Here is an 18,720-nt window from a genome sequence, read left to right on the forward strand (position 1 = left end):
GTCATGCATCCAGCTCCCTGTATCGCCGGAAGATGCCCTGCTCGTTGAAGGGAATGCGGCGCTCGCTTGCAAGATAGGCCTTGATGTTCGGCCGCGCGGCGACACGGTCGTGCAGGCCGACGAGGCCAGGAATGTTTGTCTCGAAAGCCTTCATGCGTTTCGGAAAGGCATAGCGCAGGCCGTCGACAATCTGGAACAGTGAGAGATCGACGTAAGTCAGGCGCCGGCCGGTGACATAGGCGCCACCATTGTCGTCGAGCAGCTGCTCGAAATAGCCGAGATATTTCGGCACGCGCTCGTCCCAGAAGTCGGCGGTGCGCTTCTTCGCCGCCGGCTTCTGGTCTTCGTAGTACATCGAAGGCCCGAGCGGATGATGGGTGTCGTGGATCTCGACCACGAGGTCGGTGATCGTCAATTGAAGCTGGTGCACCCAGAGTTTTCCGGCTTCGGTCTTCGGCGCGAGGGCGTGACGGGCGCCGAGATAGAGCAGGATGTTGGCGGTGTGGCCGATGACGAGCTTGCCGGCTTTCAGGAACGGCGGCGCAAAGGGTGGCGTGCCCGTGTGGGCCTCCATCATCTTCATCATGGCGCCGCTGCCGCGCGGGCCGCGTGCGACGTCGTCGTAAGCCGCCCCCGCCTCCTCCAGCGCCAGCCGCACATATTCACCGCGGCCCTGGATCTCGGGCCAGTAATAGAGCTCGTATTTCATGGAGGGGGTCCGTCAGATCGATGCGACGGAATCAATGTAGCACGGACCGCTGAGAGAGTGCTCCCAACAAAAAGGGCGCCGTGCCGAGGCACGACGCCCTTTCGTCAATACGTATGCGATCAGTTGGTCTGCTGGATCGCCGACAATTCCCAGGCGCTGCCCGGGCGGCGGGCGAACGTCCAGACTTCGGTGACTTCGCCCGGCTGCTCGTTGCCGGCGACGAGCGCGCCGGTGTTGCGGTCGACCGTCTTGTCAGTGAGCGCGAAGCGCATCGCCACCGTCGCGTAGTCGGTCTCGCCTTCGCGCCAGGCTTCCGCGAGGTCGCCCTGCAACAGCTTGACGTTGGTCACCTTGTTGACGGCGTTGCGCGCGCGGTTTTCGGCGAGATCCCTCTCGAAATAAGAGACCATTTCCGGCGTCGCGAGCGTGTGCAGTTTTGCAACGTCCTCATTCGACCAGGCGGCCTGGATGTTGCCGAGCAGGCGCTCGAACGCCTCGTAGTCGGCCGGCTTGATTTCGAGCGGCGCATTGTTGGCGCCGAAGCCGAAGCCGCCGCCAAGACCACTACGATAGCTCGTCTGCGGTCCGGGACCGGCGCCAGCATCGGCACCGGCACCGGCATAGGCCGCCTGCGGCGCGTTGCGGCGCTGCCACCAGGACATCGCCAGCCGCACCACGAACACGACGAGCACGATCTGGATGATCAGACCCAGGATCGACGACAGCCCGCCGAGGCCGCCGAACAGACCGCCGCCGAACAGCATGCCCAGAAGGCCTGCCCCGAGGAAGCCGGCCGCAAGACCACCCAGGAAGCCGCCGCCGCGGCCGAACAGGCCGCCGCGCGCGGGCGCAGCCGTGTTCATGCCGGCGCCCGGCTGGCTGTAGGTACGGTTGAACTGCGAAGTCGAGCCAGGCGCAGTCGTGGTCGACGGCGGAGCCGAGAAGGTCCGCGAACCGCGCGAACCCGACGAGAAGCCGCCGCCGACGCGGGCGTCAGCGGACGAGATCGCAAGCGCCGTCGGCAGCGCGAGCGCCAGGACGACGGCAATCGTCTTCACGAGAGTGCGGGACCATTGCGAGAAATTCATGTTCGTTTCCCAAATCCCCGGCATGGGGACGTGCCAGTAAGATGGGCAGCCTTTACCAAAAGGGAAGCCGGTTTCGGAACCCCCGGCTGCGGCCCTCAGTCGCGGGGATGTGGCAAAAGCCCATATTTGCCGGGGGCTTGGCCGGATGGGGCCGAGAACTATGGTCACCGGCTACCGGCGGTTTACACACGATATCTTAGCGATGTCGTCCTGGCGACAGCTGAGCTTCACCCCTGCTTCGTCATCGTCTCCTTCACCGCCGCCACGAGCTGGCTGAGCGTGAACGGCTTCGGCAGGAAGTCGAATTGCTGGCCCTCGGGCAGGCTCTTCTCGAAGGCGTCCTCGGCGTAGCCGGAGACGAAGATGAAGCGGATGTCGGGGTTCTTCTCCCGCATCGCCTTGAGCAGCGTCGGCCCGTCCATCTCCGGCATCACGACGTCGGAGACGACGAGATCGATGCCGCCGCTTTGCTCCTCCAGCACCTCCATCGCCTCGACGCCGTTCTCGGCTTCGACGACGGTGTAGCCGCGCGAGCGCAGGCCGCGGGCGTTCAGCGCGCGCAGACCCTCTTCGTCCTCGACCAGCAGGATGGTGCCCTGGCCCGTGAGATCGGTGCGGGGCTTCGCCTCGACGGCCGCGGGCGAGCCGTCCTTTGCAGCGCCATTCGTCGCGCTCGCTGCGGGCTGCTCGACCTGCACCTCCGGCTCGGCGTGATGGCGCGGCAGGAAGATGTGGAACGAGGTGCCCTGCCCCGGCTCGGAATCGACGTAGATGAAGCCGCCGGTCTGCTTGACGATGCCGTAGACGGTGGACAGTCCGAGGCCGGTGCCCTTGCCAACGTCCTTGGTCGAGAAGAACGGCTCAAAAATCTTGTCGCGGATATCGGCGGGGATGCCGGTGCCGGTGTCGGCGACCTCGATCCGCACGTAGTCTGCCGCCGGCATGCCCTTATAGGCGAGCTTGCCCGCCTCGTCGGTCGCGACATTGGCGGTGCGGATGATCAGCTTGCCGCCGTCGGGCATGGCGTCGCGCGCGTTCACCGCGAGATTGACGATGACCTGCTCGAACTGGGAGACGTCGACCTTGACCGGCCAGAGGTCGCGGCCGTGGATCAGGTCGAGCTTGACCTTCTCGCCGATCAGCCGGCGCAACAGCATGGTGAGATCGGAGAGCGCATCGCCGAGATCGAGCACCTGCGGCCGCAGCGTCTGCCGCCGCGAGAACGCGAGCAGCTGCCGCACCAGGGTGGCGGCGCGCGTCGCGTTCTGCTTGATCTGCATGATGTCCTGGAACGACGGGTCGGTCGGCTTGTGCGCGTTCAGCAGGAAGTCGTTCGCCATCATGATGGCGGAGAGCACGTTGTTGAAGTCGTGAGCGATGCCGCCGGCGAGCTGGCCGACCGTCTCCATCTTCTGCGACTGGTTGATCTGGTTCTCCAGCGCGCGCCGCTCGGTGGTCTCGAGCATGTGCACGATCGCAGCTTCAGCGTCGTTCTCGGCCGCATCGACCGGCGTGACGAAGAACTGGCCCCAGCGCTCCTTGGTCCCCTCCAGCGCCACCTCGACCGGCGCGATGTCGGCCTGATTCTCGGCAGCCTGGTTGATGGCTGCAATCAAAAGGTGGCGATCGCGCGCATTGACCGCGCGGAAGATCGACTTGCTGGCGCTGTCGAGCCCGAGGCCCTGCGCGAGCTTGGCGTAGCGCGCGTTCGCCCGTACCACGTTGCCGCCGCGCTCGACGGTGGCGATCGCCATCGGCGTGTGATCGAAGAAGCGCATGAAGCGCACTTCGGCTGCGCGATCGGGATCGCTGCGCTCGTCACGGGCCCGGCTGATGACGAGCGTGCGCGACGGCCCCGGCGCGCCGTCGGCGCCGAAGGCGAGCTTGTGATAGAGTCGGACCGGCATGGTCTTGCCGGTGCGCATGCGCAAATCGATGTCGAAGACTTCGGTCTTCACCTCGCCCGGCACCGCCACGATCGAGCTCAGCAGCGATGCGCCGTCGCCCGAGACGATGTCGGCGAGCTTCAAGCCGCCGGAGCCGATCTCGGCAAGATCATAGTCGAGCCAATTCGCCAGCGTCGCATTGACATAAGCGAGCTCGCCGGCGGGATTGACCGAGAAGAAGCCGCACGGCGCGTGATCGAGATATTCGATCGCGTGCTGGAGCTCCTGGAACACGTCCTCCTGGCGCTCGCGGTCGCGGGTGATGTCGGCAATCGACCACACCGCGTATTTGGCTTCGCGCTTCCCGGTGCCGAGCGGACGCACGCGCATGCGCAGCCAGCGCCCGTGGCTGCCGTCCTGGCCGGAAATGCGCACCTCTTCCTGCTGCCGCTTGCCCTCACGGGCGGCTTTCAGCAGGCGGAACACGGCTTCCGAAACGTCCGGGTTGCCGATGAAGACGCGCTCGACCGGCCGCACGTCCTGCGGACCGGAAGCGCCGGTCAAGGTGAGATAGGCGGCGTTGGAATAGACCACATGGCCACGCGGATCGGTCACCGCGAGACCGTCGAAGGCGTGATCGGCGATGCGCCCCATCACGGGATCGTCGAGATTGCGGTCGACGAAGCGGATGATGCCGGCGGCGAAGGCGAACAGATTGAACAGGCCGATCATCGCCAGCACGGCTAGGATGCCGAGGATATAAGGCTGCGCCTGCGCGCGCCCGAGTGTCATCAGCCCGATGGCGACCGCGACGAGGCCGGTGGCCACGAGGAGCACCAGCGCAATGCTGCCCGAGCGCGGCGACGGCTCATGCGCCGCAACGGGCTCGCGTGACAGGTCGTGGTCGGTCTCGGCGGTCATTTCACGCTGGCATGGCCTGTCGGCAGAGAATCAACGCGCCACCGGGCACGTGGGGTCCTCCCTGCCTGAATCGGACCCGCGGACGCAAGGGCGGCAGGGGCGAAAGGTACGCTGATTCCCAGTTTACAGCCATTTCCGGTACTTTTCGGGGGTCTTATTGCTGCGCGGCGCTAAAACCGCGCTTCAGCCGGATGACGTAGCCGATGATTTCGGCGACCGCATGGTAGTGCTCGACTGGGATTTCCTTGTCGATGTCGGCGGTGGCGTACAGCGCGCGGGCCAGTGGCACGTTCTCGACGATCGGGATGTCGTGCTCGCGCGCGATTTCCCGGATCTTGAAAGCGAGGTTGTCGACGCCCTTGGCGACGCAGATCGGGGCCGACATGCCGCGCTCATAGGACAGCGCCACCGAATAGTGGGTCGGGTTGGTGATGATCACGGAGGCCTTGGGAACCGCGGCCATCATGCGCTTCTTGGAGCGCTGCTGGCGCAACTGCCTGAGCTTGCCCTTGATGTGCGGGTCGCCTTCGGACTGCTTGAACTCTTCCTTGATCTCCTGGAGCGACATCTTCTGCCGCTGGAACCAGCTGCGATACTGGAAGAAATAGTCGCCGATCGCGATGATCGCGAGCGCTGCAACCACCGCGCCGAGCAGATGGACCGTCAGGCTGGTAATGGCGCCCATCATCGCGCCCGGATCGAGCTTGACCATCGCCTCCATACGATGCCGCTCCGGCCACAGGATCGTGGTCATGACCACCCCGAGCACGACGAGCTTGCCGATGCCCTTCAGGAAATTGGCTCCCGCCTGCTTGCCGAAGATGCGCTTGAAGCCGGCAGCAGGCGAGAGCTTGCTGAATTTGGGCGTGAGGGATTCCGCCGACCACACCAGGCGGTGCTGCAGCATGTTGCCGGCAATGGCCGCGATCACCAGCATCAGGAGCGGCACGCCGACAGCAGCCAACACCGCGACCTCGATCTGCTGCATCAGCGCGAGCAGGTTCCCGCCGTCGGTCTTGATCATCCAGGAATTGGCGAGCAGGTTGCGCAACGGCGTCACAAGGCCGCTGCCGACCGAGCCGGAGAAGGTCGAAACCACGAGGGTGCCGCCTGCGATCATGAACCAGGTGTTGATCTCCTGGCTTTTGGCAACGTCGCCGCGTTCAAGCGCCTGTTCGAGACGTTTTTGCGTCGGGTCTTCTGTTTGACTCTCTGGATCGCTGTCTTCCGCCATCGATCACCTATTTGAGCGGCAGCATCTGGTGCATGACACCGATGAAGTAGTCGAGATAGGTGCCCATCATCGCCGTGAGCACCAAGGCCAGCACCATGAAACCCACGAAGATCGACAGCGGCACGCCGACGAAATAGACCTGCATCTGCGGCATCAGCCGCGCCAGCACGCCGAGCCCGATATTGAAGACGAGGCCGAACACCAGGAACGGCCCCGACAGCTGCAAGCCGAGCAGAAACGCGGCGGAGAAAGCCCGCGTGGCAAGCGACGCGACGTCGCCGCTCGACATGGTTTCGCCCGGAGCGAAGATCGCGTAGCTGTCGTTCAACGCCGCGATCACCAGATGATGGCTGTCGGTGGCGAACAGCAACGTCACACCCAGCATGGTGAGGAAATTGCCGACCAGAACGCCCTGCTGCCCTTGCGTCGGATCAACCGAGGTCACAAAGCCGAGTCCCATCTGCTGCGCGATCACGGCGCCTGCGACCTGGAGCGCCGACAGCGTCACGCGCGCGGTCGCGCCCAGCACGATTCCGATCACGATCTCATGCAGCATCAACACCAGCATCGGCGCGAGCGAGCCCATGTCGACCTGATAGGCGTTGCGATGAAGCGGCAGGATGATCAACGTCAACAGAAGCGCGATCGACAGCTTCACCCGCGTCGGGATGTTGGTCTCGCCGAGCCCCGGCAGCAGCATCACCATCGCGCCGACCCGGGCGAAGGCGAGCATGAAGGCCGCGGCAAGCGCCGGCAGCAACGAGACGTCGATGCGCATGGTGGGCGCATTGTGCCTCAGCCGCCGATGATTCGCGACGAGATCCGCAGCATGTGGGAATGGAGGGCGTCGGCCATGAACGGTAACGCCAGCAGCATTGTGGCAAAGATGGCCAGGATCTTCGGCACGTAGACCAGCGTCTGTTCCTGAATCTGCGTCAGCGCCTGGAACAGCGACACGACCACGCCGACCACGAGTCCGACCACCATCAGCGGCGAGGACACGATGACGATAGTCCAGATCGCATCGCGGGCGACGTCGAGGGTCTCGGGTCCGGTCATTTGTAGAGTTCCTTGTTTAAGCTTCATCCCCGGCGCTCCGACGAGGACCACACGGCCCCTCCCCGTCATTGCGAGCGTAGCGAAGCAATCCAGACTGTTGCCGCGGAAAGACTCTGGATTGCTTCGCTACGCTCGCAATGACGACGGAGGTCGAAATCAGATCGGCATTTTCATGATGTCTTCGTACGCCGCGATCACGCGGTCGCGGACCGAGACCAGCGTGGACACAGCAACGTCGGTGTCGGCGACCGCCGTCACCACGTCCATCACGTTGGCCTTGCCGGAGGCCATCGCGACGGTCTGCGCATCCGATTTGCGGCCGGATTCCATGACGCTGCCAACGGCGTCCTTCAGCAGCGAGGCAAAGGACTGCCCGCTCGCCTCGCTGCCCTTGCCGGCGCCGGCGTTTTCCAGCACGCGGGCGAGGTTGGCATAAGCATTGGCCGCGATTGTCGGTGTTGCCATGGCTTAAGGTTCCTGTTCAGCTCTTGAGGATGTCGAGCGTGCGCTGGATCATCCGGCGCGTTGCACTGATGATGTTGACATTGGCCTCGTAGGACCGCTGCGCATCGCGCATGTCGGTCATCTCGACCACCGAATTCACGTTGGGATATTTGACGTTGCCGGTGGCATCCGCCGCCGGATTGCTCGGCTCGTATTTGACGCGGAAGTTGGACTGGTCGGGCTTGATCTTGCCGAGCGTGACGACCTGCGCGTCGAGCGCGCGGTCGAGCGCCGAGGAGAACGTCGGCACCTTGCGCCGATAGGGATCGCCGCCTGCGGTCGGCGCAGTCGAGTCCGCATTCGCGATGTTTTCCGAGATCACCCGCATGCGCCCGGCCTGCGCCCGCAACCCGGAGGTCGCGATCGCCATCGAGCGGGCAAAGTCACTGCTGTCATTCGCCATGGTCTGCGTCCTCTAGCTCTAGCCTTTGCCGATCGCGGTCTTCAGAAGATGCAGGCTCTTGGAATAGAGCGAGGTGACCGCCGCATAATCCATCTGGTTGTTGGCAGACTTCATCATCTCCTCTTCGAGATTGACGGCATTGCCCGCAGGACGGGTCTCGAAACCCGCATTCTTGTTCTGGTCAAAGCTCGAGGCCGCCCCCGATGGCGTCATGTGGGCGGCACTGGTGACGGCCATGGCCAGCGGCCCCATCGCGCCCGCGGGTGCGCCGGTCTTGTCGAATTTCGGCTCGACCAGCTCGCGCGGCCGGAAATTGGGGGTGTCGGAATTGGAGACGTTCTCGGACAGGACGCGCTGGCGTTCCTGGTGCCACTGCATCTTGGTGCGAAGCGCCGACAGCACCGGAAGATCGTTGATGGACATCGTTGCGGCTCCTTCCGCCTCTTGCGGACCTGAAGTCCGAAGCTAGGCAGAATTTGCCGCGTGTATGGTTAACAGGTGGTTAAGGCGCGGCGGATGCATGTTCCTGATTGAGACATGCAATGCTCCCCCCGTGATTCTACGCATTCCAAAAGCCACATTAACCCAACCGCTTGGCGGCCCATGCACAGGCCAAGAAGTCGTTTTGGATCGGGCGATTCATAGGTTATTAAGGGTTGGGGACGGCAAAACTTGCCGCGGGACGTTAACAGATCGCAGTTTTTGGGGCATCGCACGCCGGTGGTCGGCACATCCGACCATAGGCACGAGAGAAGCGCCATTTACCGGGGACAGGTATGAACGGTAGCCCTATCACTTTCATCGTCGCGTTCATCGTCGTGCTGGCGTTGATCGGCGTCGCCGCGTGGCTGGTCCGCCGATTCGCGACCACCCGGCTCGGCGCCAACACCCAGCGCGGCAGGATGCCCCGGCTCGCCGTGATCGACGCCGCCGCAGTCGATGGCCGCCGGCGCCTGGTGCTGGTGCGCCGTGACAATGTCGAACATCTCCTGATGATCGGCGGTCCGACCGACATCGTCGTCGAGCCGAATATCGTGCGCGCCGCAGCCGGCCGCGACCAGATTCCGCAGCGTCCCAGCGCCGCCGAGCCGCCGCGCCTCGCCCCGATGCCCGATGCCGGCAGCTGGGCTGACGAAGCGCCGCGACCCGAAGTGCTCGATCATCCCGAACCGCAGATGCCCGAGCCACCGCCGCGGCCCGCGCGTCCGTCCTTCGCCGACGAAGTCCGCCGGCCGGCGCCTGCTCTGGCCGAACGCCGCAGCGAACCGGCGCTCGGCGGCTTTTCGCCCGAACCGATGCCGCCGCGTCCCGAGCGTGAGCCCCGCCCCGAGCCGATGCCGCCGCGCGTTGCGCGCAGCGAGCCGCCGCTGATGCCGCGCCCGCCGCGCGCGAGCGAGCCGGTGAAGGTGCCGCCGGTGAGTGCCGAGCGCGCAGCGGCGCCGCCACCGCCTCCTCCTCCGCCCGTGCCGCAGGCTCCGCCCGTTCCGCCGCCGGCGGCTAGCGCCGCGCCGTCGAATGCCGAGCAAAATCTCGCCGAGATGGCCCAGCGCCTCGAGGCGGCGCTGCGTCGTCCGGCCGGCGAGACCATCGCCCCGCCGGTTGCGCCGGAGCCGCCCGCCGCTCCGCCGCGCGCTGCGCGCGTCGAACCGCCGGCCCCTCCGGCGCCGCCGCCCAGGCCTGCTCCGGAAAAGACCAGCTTTGAAAATCTCGAAGACGAGATGGCCTCGCTGCTCGGCCGTCCGAAGCCGTCTTCGTGAGGCTGCCGTCCTTCCCGCGTAGAGTTCTTGTCCCTTCTGTTCTGATCGCCGCGGCCTTGCTCGCCACGGGTTTGCTTGCCTCCCCTGCGCTTGCGCAGGACATCAGCATCAATCTCGGCGGCGGCGGCGCTGGCGGTGGCGGCGTCACCGAGCGCGCGATCCAGCTGATCGCACTGCTCACGGTGCTGTCGATCGCGCCGTCGATCCTGATCATGATGACGTCGTTCACGCGCATCGTGGTCGTGCTGTCGCTGCTGCGCACCGCCATGGGCACGGCGACCGCGCCCCCCAACTCGGTGATCCTGGCGCTGGCGATGTTCCTCACTTTCTTCGTGATGGGGCCGGTGCTGCAGAAATCCTACGACGACGGCATCCGCCCGCTCGTCGCCAACCAGATCAGCGTCGAGGATGCGCTCCAGCGCGCCTCCGTCCCCTTGCGCGGCTTCATGCAGAAGAACGTGCGCGAGAAGGACCTGAAGCTGTTTCTCGATCTCTCCGGCGAGCCGCCGCCGGCGACGCCCGACGAGCTCGCGCTCCGCATTCTCGTGCCCGCCTTCATGATCTCCGAGCTGAAGCGCGCCTTCGAGATCGGCTTCCTGCTGTTCCTCCCCTTCCTGATCATCGACCTCGTCGTCGCCTCGGTGCTGATGTCGATGGGCATGATGATGCTGCCGCCCGCGACGATCTCGCTGCCGTTCAAGCTGATCTTCTTCGTGCTGGTCGACGGCTGGTCGCTGGTGGCGGGAAGCCTGGTGCAGAGTTACGGGGGGTAGCGGGCGGCCCCCTACCCCTTCACATCATATTGCTTGCTGAGGTGATCGCCGATTTGCACCAGCATGGCGACGCTTTCGGGGAAACCGGGCTTGTCCCGCGTCGCCTGGTCGGCATCGGCGCGGAACTCCCAGCTGCCGCCATCGCGGACGATCGAGATGATCATGCCCTCGGGGCCGTCGGTATGGACCTTCAACTCGGCCCGCGCCATGGCGATGAGTTCGGCTTCGGTCTTGGCAGGCTTGCTCATATCGTCGCTCTCCCGGCATGAAGGTGCACAGGTTGCCGTCTCGCCCGGCACCTGTCGAGAGGCCAGAAGTAGCGGGGTTCCTAAAGCGCGATGCGCGCTTTAGGTTGTTGTTTGAGCATGATCTTTTCGGAAAACCGCGGCGCACTTTTCCGGATCATGCTCTACCGCGTCATCTTGATCTGCCGCACGACGGGGATCGTCGGCAGCGAGCCGGTATGATCGGTCTCATCCTTGGCCTGCGGGGCGGCGGGGGCGCGGGCGGTGGCGTCGGGGAAGCGCTGCTTCATCTCGCGGAGGAAGCCGTCGAGCGTGTCGACGCTTGCGGCGAGCTTTGCAATGTCGGCGAATTCGGCGCTGGAGCCGGCTGCCGGCTTGCTGGCGATGTCGAAGGCGAGCCGGTCTGCGCTCTCGCTCATCAGGGGGGCGTATTTCTCGCGGAAGCGCGACAGGCCGATCGAGTCATCGGCGAGCGCATAGCCGACGGCGGCGCGGATGATGTCACTCTTCTCCACCGCATTGAGCGGCTTGAAGTCGCGGAAGCGGTCGCCGTAATAGAGCTCGATCTGCTCGGCGGACTCGCGCCAGCGCCGTCCCGCCCAGAAGATGTCGGACCGTAGCCGCAGCACCTCGCGCCCACCGACGTTCGAGACGATGTCGAGCGCGAGGTCATGGCGGCCGACGTCGCTCTGCGCGCGCGCCTCGAGCAGCAGGCGCTGCTGCCGCAACTCGCCGGAGAGGTCGCTGATGCGGCTCGCGCGCAGCGCCGTGATCGCCATGTCGGGCTTGCGGTTGGCGAGGTAGATCATGGCAAGGCGCGCGGCGACCTGCGCGCGCGCGGCGCCTTCGAGGCGGTGGTCGACCTGGTATTGCAAGAGCTCGGCGGCCTGGTCGAGCAGATCGATCGAGGCGAGACGATCGGCCAGGCGGCGGATCAACTCATCACCGCGCCGGCCGATCGGCGTCAGCTCGCGGAACTCGTAGAACATCCCGAGCGCCTCGACCGGCGGCAGTTCGTCGCCCTTCGGCCCCAGGAAGATCTGCGTGAACAGGTCCGACGCCAGATCCTGCGCCTGGCGCGAGGCTTCCGCGTTCGGCTGCAGCCTGGTCGCGGTGCGCGCCGCGGTGAGCGCGTCGCGATAGCGTCCGTTCTCCGAATAAAGCTGCGACAGCATCTGCAGCGTCTTGACCTCGACCGCGTCGCCGCGCCAGGTCATCGACAGCGTCTCGAGCTCCTTCAGCGCGTCTTCCTTGCTGATCTCGTCACGCTTCTGCCGCAGCGCGACCTCGAGCTGCTTGGCCTCGGCGGCGGCCGGGCGGTCGTCCGAGGCGACGGCGAATTTGTAATCGTCGAGCGCGTCCTTGTCGTGGCCGAGCGCCTCGGCGAGCCGGCCGCGCAGCACGGCAAAGCCGGGCGCGGCCTCCGGCGACACGCCGACCACCTCGATCTCGCCGCGGCGCTTGGAGGCGCCGGCATAGTCCTTCACCTCGAGCGAGGCGCGCATCGCATCCATCGTCACGATGCGCTGGATGTCGAGCGGCAGCGAGGCGATGGCGAATTCGACATTCTTGAATTTTTCGCGAGCGTCCGCCCATTTGCCCTGGCGCGCATAGGCGAGCGCCTTCCAGAGCTGCGAATCGTGGCTGTTGCCGATCACGGGATTGGCGAGATCCTTCAGGCCCAGGGCCGGCCGTCCGATCAGGATGCTCGCGATCGCGTGGATGATCAGCGCACTGCTCTCTTCCTTGTTGAGGGGATCGCTCAGCATCAATTCGGTCACGGATTTGGCTTCGTGATACATCGCGCGCGACATGTAGAACTGGGCAAGATCGAGCCGCGGCAGCGAACGCTGCGCCGGCTCGACGGCAGAGATCGCCATGATCAGTTCGCTCTGGCGCGTCCAGAAATCCTCCGACTGGCCCTTGCGCCAGCCCTCGGGATTGAAGACCGGCCGCACCGCCGTCGGTGCCCGCTCGGCGGAGACGTCGACCGGCGACAGCGTCAGGCCGCCTTTCTTGCCGAGGATGACCTTGTCCGATCCGACCTCGACGCCGATTTCGTCGGAGTTCGGCCGGATCGCGATGCCGTGGGCGGATTCCAGCAGCGAGAGATCGACGAGATCCTGCCGCTTGATGAAGCCACGGACCGGCCGCTGTGCGGTGACGACATAGAGCATGTCGCCGGCATCAGGATCGGTGAGCTTGTGCAGCAGGCCCGGATTGGCAAAGGGGATGGCGATGTTGGCGAGCGCAGGGTCGGTGATGTTGCGCGACATCATCAGCGGCAAAGGCGTCGCCTGGATCTTGTCGGCGAGCGTGAGCAGCCAGTTGGTCTCCTTGCCGACCTCCTCGCTGGTCAGTGAATAGACCAGAGGGCGGGTGAGACGGATGCGCACCGCCTGCCCCTTCTCGAGCGGCACGCGGCTGACCTCGCCGATCATTGCGCCGCCTTTGGTGCGGATCGCCTCGACGTCGATCGGCTTTGGCGAGTCGAACACCAGCCACACCGTGTCCCCGCGGCGGAACGCGGCCGCAGGCGTTGAGACCTGAAGCGGGAACGTCACGCGCAGGCCGTCGCTGTCACGCCGTGCATCGACGCTGGCCGCCGCGGGCGGCGGCGAAGCCTGGGCCTCGACGGGCGCGGCCTTGGGCGCCTCCTTCGGTGCCTCCTTCATCGCTTCCTTTGGCTCTTCCCTGATCGGCTCCTTCGCAGCTTCCTTCACGACCTCTTTGGGCGCTTCGGTCACCACGGGCTGGGCAGGAACAGCAGGCGCTGCGGCTTCCATTGCCGGCGGCGCGGGCTTGGGCGCTTCCGTGACGTGCGGAGCTTCGGTCGAGGCTATTGCCGGCGCAGGTTTCGGTGCTTCGGCAACCGGCATCGCGGGCGCCTCCGACTTCACCTCGGGCTTGACCTCGATTTTGGCTTCGCGCGCGATCGCCTCCGACGTCGGCGGCTTGATCTCGCCATGGGCGTCCTTCGGCTTGGCCGCCGCCGGCTTTTCCGCGGCAGATCCGCGACCGCCGGCTTCAGCCTTCGCGATCGTGGCTTCAGGCGTTGCGGCCGTCTTGCCCTTGTCGGGCTGGAAGGCGATGTCGACGACGTAATTCTTGTCGTCGCGGAAGGAGTGCACGTCGGAATCGCCGATCAGCGCGATCTCGACGCTGGTCTGGTCGATATCGGACTTCTGCTTGATCGACGCGACGTTCGGCGGTGCGGCGACGACGGCGTCCGCGAGGTCGAAGCTGAGATTAGCGTTGAAGGCGAGCGTCAGCTTCTGCTCGTTGAGCACGGAGGAGACGCCGACGCCATCGGGCATCTCGAAGACGAAGCGCACGAAGGTCGGCTGCACCGAGGCCCGCACACGGATCGGCGGACGCTTCTTGCTTTCGGCCGCGGCGCGCTGGGCGCGTAGCGCGCGCTCGGCGGCGCGCGCGCGCTCGGCGAGTTCCTTGACCACCTCCTGAGGCAGGCTCGGTGGCGGCCCCTTCCAGCCTTCCGGCATCAGATCGACGAAGGTACGCTCGCCGGCATTCATGGTGTTGACGGTGACGCGCCGCGCCAGCGACAGCCGGATCGCGCTGCCGTCGGGGTCGCGGCGGGCGGAGTTGACGTAATCGGGCGCGCCTTCAGGCACGCGGTCGACGGGAACGTCGACGGGACGGTCGAAGCGGATGATGAGGATGGAGCCGGCGGTCGTCACCTCGGAGGGAACGTCCTCGCCGAGCTTGATCACGAGACGGGCAAAGCCGCCGCCGGCCGAAAAGCTCGCCTCTCCCCGGACCGCGTCGGCAGCTCGGCTAGGCGCACCGAGGCCGATCAGGAGGCAGGCTGCCAGCACAGGTGCCTTGCGGACATGGCGCGACAGCCCCAACGCCAAAGCGCGGGCTCGCGACACAAATCCAGCGGCAGCCTCTCGCGCCATTGGCGGCATATCTTCCGGTTCGACGGGTCCATCGCCGGAACTGGCGCCGGCCCCTGCCCTTGAGTGTAGGTTTTGCCAATTAAGGACTTCTTAAGTATGAGCCCTCAATTCGGCTTTTGCGTCGGCTTGCCGTCGATCTTGGGGAGATCGCCGACGGAAGCAGCCTGATCCCCGCCCCCATTGGCACGGCGTGCCATCTCGACTGTCAGCCGCTCGGCGGCCTCGGGCGACATCAGGCCCAAAATGTCGGACATCTTTCGCGGGGCGATCGCCGAGGCGATCTCGATCAGCACACCCATTTCCAGCCGGTCGAACACCCGCGCCGCGTCCTTGGGCTTCATGCCCTCATACATGGTGACGAGGCCCTTCATGCGCTGGGCCTCGGCGGCCTTCTGCTCGGCCTGGGTCGCGGTGATGCGGGATTCCACCGCCTTCATCTCCTCGACCTTGTCCTCGATACGCTTCTCGGCCGACTTCAAAAGGCTCTCGCGGATATCGATCTCGCGCTGACGGGACTCGATCTCCTGGCGGCGCGCCTGCAACCGTTCCAGGATCGCGCGCTCCGAGGCGGAGACCTGCGGCTGGGCCTCGTCCATCTTGACTGGGGTGCCCTCCATCTTGGTCTCAGGCGCGGCCGGCTTCGGCGCTTCCTTCGGCGCTCCATGCGTGGAACCGGTGATGTCAGGGTCCTCGCCCCCGGGAAAATTCAAATTCTCCTGCGCCCAGGACTTCTTCACCTTGCTCGGCTGGTAGTCGAAGACATAGCCGCCATTGATCACGAGGCCCGCCACTTTCAGCGTAGCGAGACCTGCGACCGCAACCAGGACGACCGGAATGACGCGGATGTTACGAAAGGACTTCATACCCTGACTTTATGCGGCAAGACCGTTGGACCCAAGTCCATTAGACCTGCGTCGCTCCGAGAACGCTTCGGCGGCCGCGGCCACCGCCTTTGCCGGCGACGGCTTGGCGACAGGGGCGGCTGCGGCTTCCGGATTCGTGACGGGGCGCGCCGCGATCGCGATCTTGGAGAGGCGGCGCACCACGTTGTCGGCTTCGCCGAGCTGCTTGTGGAGCTGGTCGGACATCTGCGTGGCGGCGGCCAGCTGGCTGCCGAGATTCTCGTTGACGTCGCGCACCGCGAGCTTGAGCCCGCCGATCGCCCGCTCGGCGATCTCGGTCGCGGTGATGAGCTCGCCGATGACAGCCTTCAGCGAATGCTCATCCGCCTTCAGCCGCGTCAGCCGCTTGTTGAGCAGGATGCAGTAGCCGATGGTGAGCATCAGCAGGATAGCCACCAGCGTCTCGATCGCCATTCCTAGGGAGTGGTTCATGGGGCCTCCATCAGCTTGTTCTGTTCGTCCACCTTCTCGAACATCGCAAGTGTCGTACTTGGCTTGCGCAGGGGTTTCGTCACGCGGATCGCAACGCGCTCCCCGACCCGGCCCATGCGTCCTTCGGTGATCGTGACGTCGCCGCAGCGCACGGTGACGTTGGCATCGGCGCGCATGTCCAGCGGCAGCGTGTCGCCGACCTTCAGCCGCATCAGCTGCTTGAGCGGAATGTCGGCCTCGTAGAGCACGGCGTCGACGGAAATCTCGGCCTGCACGATCTCGGTGGCGAAATGGCCTTCCCAGATCGGGTCGCGGCCGAACTTTTCGCCCATGAACATCTGGAGCAGGACGGCCCGGATCGGTTCGATGGTCGCGTAAGGCAGCAGCAGTTCGATGTTACCGCCGCGGTCTTCCATGTCGATACGCAGGCGCACCAGGATCGCGGCGTTGGCGGGACGGCTGATCGCGGCAAAGCGCGGATTGGTCTCGAGCCGGTCGATGGTGAAGGTCACCGGCGAGAGCGGCCGGAACGCCTGCTCGGCATCGGCCAGCACCACCTCGACCAGGCGCTTGACGAGCTCGGTCTCGATCGTGGTGTAGGGCCGGCCCTCGATGCGGAGCTGGCTCGAGCCGCGGCGGCCGCCGAGCAGCACGTCGATCATCGAGTAGATCAGATTGGAATCGACCGTCGCCATGCCGAAATTGTCCCACTCCTCGGCCTTGAAGACCGAGAGCACGGCAGGCAGCGGGATCGAGTTCATGTAGTCGCCGAAGCGCACCGAGGTGATGCGATCGAGCGAGACTTCGACGTTGTCGGAGGTGAAATTGCGCAAGGAGGTCGTCAGCAACCGCACCAGACGATCGAAGACGATTTCGAGCATCGGCAGACGCTCGTAGGAGACCATCGCCGAATCGATGATCGCGCGGATGCCGGAATGGTCGTCGAGCGTGACGTCGCCGACGGTGAAGCCGAGGAGATTGTCGATCTCCTCCTGCGACAGCACCCGCTCGCCGGAATTCTTGCCGGTGCCGAGATCGCGACTGCCGTCCTCGACCATGGCCGCCCATTGCAGGGCCATGGTCTCCGATAGTTCGTTTTCGGCAGCAGCCTTCGCCGCCTCCGCGGGATCCTCCGAATCGAGCGACGCCTCCCATTGGGCGGCAATCGCATCCTGGTCCATCTGCTCGTTGCCGGCCATGACGCTAGCCTATTTCCTTCCGCAGCATCCTCACTGGAGCACGACTTCCTTGAACAGCACCGCGCTGACCTGGACCGGCGCGACCGCGGCGTTGACGCGCCTGGTCAGCTCTTCCTTGAGGCGGAAGATGCCGGCGGAGCCGTTGAGGTCGGAGGAGCGGAGCTCGCGCACATAGGTCTGGAAGATGTCGGTGACCCGCGGCATCGACGGCTTGATCGCCTCGATCTGCTTCTCTTCCTTCAGCTCGAGCACGATCTTGAGCTTGAGATATTGCACGCGCTCGCCGGGTGCCCCGGCCAGGTTGACCATCATGTCGGGCACTTCGACGAAGGCCGGCGGCTTCGGCGGGGGCGCGGCCTCGGCGTGATGCTCGGCGTCGCCATGACGGAAGAACAGGAACCAGGTCGCAGCGCCGCCGCCAAGCACAACCAGCGCGCCGACGATGATCAGGATCAGCTTGAACTTGCTCTTGGGGGCAGCAGCTTCCGCGCCTTCGGCGGCTGCGCCGCCTTCCGCTTCATTCTCTGCCATGATCGTCCGGGCTCGCTCATCTCAAAAAGGGTCGAAAGAGCGAAGCCTCCTGGCAGACAGTGACGCGATACAAATGCCCCAGCGCAAAGCGCTCCTCTTAACTGCAAACGCTACGGTAATAATGGTTAACGGAACCTTTCGATTGAGCTCCCACTAGGAAAAATCTGCCGGGCAAACATGGCTAACAGAACCTTTCTGCCCCCCGCCGGCGCCGTCCGAAAATAGCCAACCCATTGTAATTACGTCTCATTTCAAGTTGGCACGGCTTTCGCTGAGAGAGGGGCGAGACCGAACGGTTTGGGAGAACCCGATGGTCTCGTTCACGGGATCGGCCAAGGCGCTTGGGAGAGCGAAATGGCGGATCTCACGCAGGGGAGATTGACCGATGCAGAATGCGCTTCTGATCGGCTTGTCACGGCAGATGACGTTGGAACGGCAGATGGATGTCATCGCCAACAACGTCGCCAATGCCAACACCAACGGCTTCAAGGCCGACCATTCGCTGTTCGAAGAGTATCTCAACTCGAGCGCGCATGAGGACAATTTCGTCGGTTCCGACCGCCGCGTCTCCTATGTGCAGGACCGCGGCACCTACCGCGACGTCGGCCAGGGGCCGATGGAGGCGACCAACAACCCGCTCGACATGGCGATCAGCGGCAACGCGTTCTTCGCCGTGCAGGCCAATGGCGCCGAGCGCTACACCCGCGACGGCAAGTTCGCGCTCAGCAGCACCGGCCAGCTCATCACCTCCGACGGCAATCTCGTGCTCGGCACCAGCGGCCCGATCGTCTTCCAGCCGACCGACCACGACATCAACGTCGCCGCCGACGGCACCGTCACGGTGCTCGAAGGCACGGCCAAGATCGACTCGATCCGCGGCAAGATCCGCATGGTGGAATTCGACGACCCGGCCAAGTTGACCAAGCTCGGCGCCAATCTCTACGGCGCCGGCTCCGCCAACCAGCAGACCGCTTCGAAGTCCACCCTGCAGCAGGGCTACATCGAAAAGTCGAACGTGAATTCGGTCGGCGAGATGAGCCGCATGGTCGAGGTCATGCGCAGCTACACCGCCATCGCCAACCTGCTCCAGCAGCAGAGCGACCTCCACAAATCGGCGATCGAAAAGCTCGCCGACGTTCCGGCCTGATTAGGGG

Annotated in this window: 18 protein-coding genes; 3 read left to right on the top strand and 15 right to left on the bottom strand. The window is 65.2% G+C overall.

Going from position 1 to position 18,720, the window contains the following annotated elements:
• Nucleotide 1: 1 nt before the first annotated feature.
• From ACLFLU_RS28335 to flgB, 9 genes are all read right to left on the bottom strand, one after another.
• On the bottom strand, nt 2-709 hold the full coding sequence (locus ACLFLU_RS28335; protein WP_426408046.1) for a glutathione S-transferase: 708 nt from the start codon (nt 707-709) through the stop codon (nt 2-4).
• A 119-nt stretch (nt 710-828) separates the two neighbouring features.
• Nucleotides 829-1,821, bottom strand: coding sequence for a Tim44 domain-containing protein (locus ACLFLU_RS28340; RefSeq protein ID WP_426408047.1), 993 nt, complete (start codon nt 1,819-1,821; stop codon nt 829-831).
• Between the two features lie 203 nt (nt 1,822-2,024).
• Entirely contained in the window at nt 2,025-4,604 is a 2,580-nt protein-coding gene (gene cckA / locus ACLFLU_RS28345) for a cell cycle histidine kinase CckA (protein WP_426408048.1), read from the bottom strand.
• Nucleotides 4,605-4,758: 154 nt separating this feature from the next.
• Nucleotides 4,759-5,838 (bottom strand): flagellar biosynthesis protein FlhB, encoded by a 1,080-nt coding sequence (gene flhB / locus ACLFLU_RS28350; protein ID WP_426408049.1) that lies wholly within the window; start codon nt 5,836-5,838, stop codon nt 4,759-4,761.
• A gap of 7 nt (nt 5,839-5,845) precedes the next feature.
• The gene (gene fliR / locus ACLFLU_RS28355; protein ID WP_426408050.1) at nt 5,846-6,616 is read right to left on the bottom strand and encodes a flagellar biosynthetic protein FliR; all 771 of its coding nucleotides are present in this window, start codon (nt 6,614-6,616) and stop codon (nt 5,846-5,848) included.
• Nucleotides 6,617-6,633: 17 nt separating this feature from the next.
• Complete coding sequence (gene fliQ, locus ACLFLU_RS28360; RefSeq protein WP_209959322.1) at nt 6,634-6,897, bottom strand: flagellar biosynthesis protein FliQ; 264 nt, start codon at nt 6,895-6,897, stop codon at nt 6,634-6,636.
• A 156-nt stretch (nt 6,898-7,053) separates the two neighbouring features.
• The gene (gene fliE, locus ACLFLU_RS28365; protein ID WP_426408051.1) at nt 7,054-7,362 is read right to left on the bottom strand and encodes a flagellar hook-basal body complex protein FliE; all 309 of its coding nucleotides are present in this window, start codon (nt 7,360-7,362) and stop codon (nt 7,054-7,056) included.
• Between the two features lie 16 nt (nt 7,363-7,378).
• Nucleotides 7,379-7,804 (bottom strand): flagellar basal body rod protein FlgC, encoded by a 426-nt coding sequence (gene flgC / locus ACLFLU_RS28370; RefSeq protein ID WP_254194474.1) that lies wholly within the window; start codon nt 7,802-7,804, stop codon nt 7,379-7,381.
• Between the two features lie 18 nt (nt 7,805-7,822).
• Complete coding sequence (gene flgB, locus ACLFLU_RS28375) at nt 7,823-8,227, bottom strand: flagellar basal body rod protein FlgB (protein ID WP_426408052.1); 405 nt, start codon at nt 8,225-8,227, stop codon at nt 7,823-7,825.
• A gap of 353 nt (nt 8,228-8,580) precedes the next feature.
• Between flgB and ACLFLU_RS28380 the strand changes: the two genes are divergently transcribed.
• Together ACLFLU_RS28380 and fliP are read left to right on the top strand one after the other, a co-directional pair.
• The gene (locus ACLFLU_RS28380; RefSeq protein ID WP_426408053.1) at nt 8,581-9,561 is read left to right on the top strand and encodes a flagellar biosynthetic protein FliO; all 981 of its coding nucleotides are present in this window, start codon (nt 8,581-8,583) and stop codon (nt 9,559-9,561) included.
• The gene (gene fliP, locus ACLFLU_RS28385) at nt 9,558-10,334 is read left to right on the top strand and encodes a flagellar type III secretion system pore protein FliP (protein WP_426408054.1); all 777 of its coding nucleotides are present in this window, start codon (nt 9,558-9,560) and stop codon (nt 10,332-10,334) included. Before ACLFLU_RS28380 ends, fliP begins: the two co-directional genes overlap by 4 nt.
• Nucleotides 10,335-10,345: 11 nt before the next feature.
• On the opposite strand, the gene ACLFLU_RS28390 is transcribed toward fliP, so the two are convergent.
• The 6 genes from ACLFLU_RS28390 to fliL form a co-directional block, all read right to left on the bottom strand.
• Nucleotides 10,346-10,582, bottom strand: coding sequence for a hypothetical protein (locus tag ACLFLU_RS28390; RefSeq protein WP_426408055.1), 237 nt, complete (start codon nt 10,580-10,582; stop codon nt 10,346-10,348).
• A gap of 161 nt (nt 10,583-10,743) precedes the next feature.
• The gene (locus tag ACLFLU_RS28395; RefSeq protein ID WP_426408056.1) at nt 10,744-14,502 is read right to left on the bottom strand and encodes a tetratricopeptide repeat protein; all 3,759 of its coding nucleotides are present in this window, start codon (nt 14,500-14,502) and stop codon (nt 10,744-10,746) included.
• 104 nt (nt 14,503-14,606) lie between these two features.
• Nucleotides 14,607-15,365, bottom strand: a complete 759-nt coding sequence (locus ACLFLU_RS28400; protein WP_426408057.1) for a MotE family protein — start codon at nt 15,363-15,365, stop codon at nt 14,607-14,609.
• Nucleotides 15,366-15,374: 9 nt separating this feature from the next.
• Nucleotides 15,375-15,836, bottom strand: a complete 462-nt coding sequence (locus ACLFLU_RS28405) for a DUF6468 domain-containing protein (RefSeq protein ID WP_426408058.1) — start codon at nt 15,834-15,836, stop codon at nt 15,375-15,377.
• The gene (gene fliM / locus ACLFLU_RS28410; protein WP_426408059.1) at nt 15,833-17,035 is read right to left on the bottom strand and encodes a flagellar motor switch protein FliM; all 1,203 of its coding nucleotides are present in this window, start codon (nt 17,033-17,035) and stop codon (nt 15,833-15,835) included. Before fliM ends, ACLFLU_RS28405 begins: the two co-directional genes overlap by 4 nt.
• A 30-nt stretch (nt 17,036-17,065) precedes the next feature.
• Complete coding sequence (fliL, locus tag ACLFLU_RS28415; RefSeq protein ID WP_426408060.1) at nt 17,066-17,566, bottom strand: flagellar basal body-associated protein FliL; 501 nt, start codon at nt 17,564-17,566, stop codon at nt 17,066-17,068.
• Between the two features lie 385 nt (nt 17,567-17,951).
• Here fliL and flgF point away from each other — a divergent pair, with 385 nt between their 5' ends.
• Nucleotides 17,952-18,713: a flagellar basal-body rod protein FlgF gene (gene flgF, locus ACLFLU_RS28420; RefSeq protein WP_426408061.1), complete on the top strand. Its 762-nt coding sequence runs from the start codon at nt 17,952-17,954 to the stop codon at nt 18,711-18,713.
• Nucleotides 18,714-18,720: the final 7 nt, after the last annotated feature.

Source organism: Bradyrhizobium ganzhouense (genome assembly GCF_049949285.1).
Taxonomy (GTDB): Bacteria; Pseudomonadota; Alphaproteobacteria; order Rhizobiales; family Xanthobacteraceae; genus Bradyrhizobium; species Bradyrhizobium ganzhouense.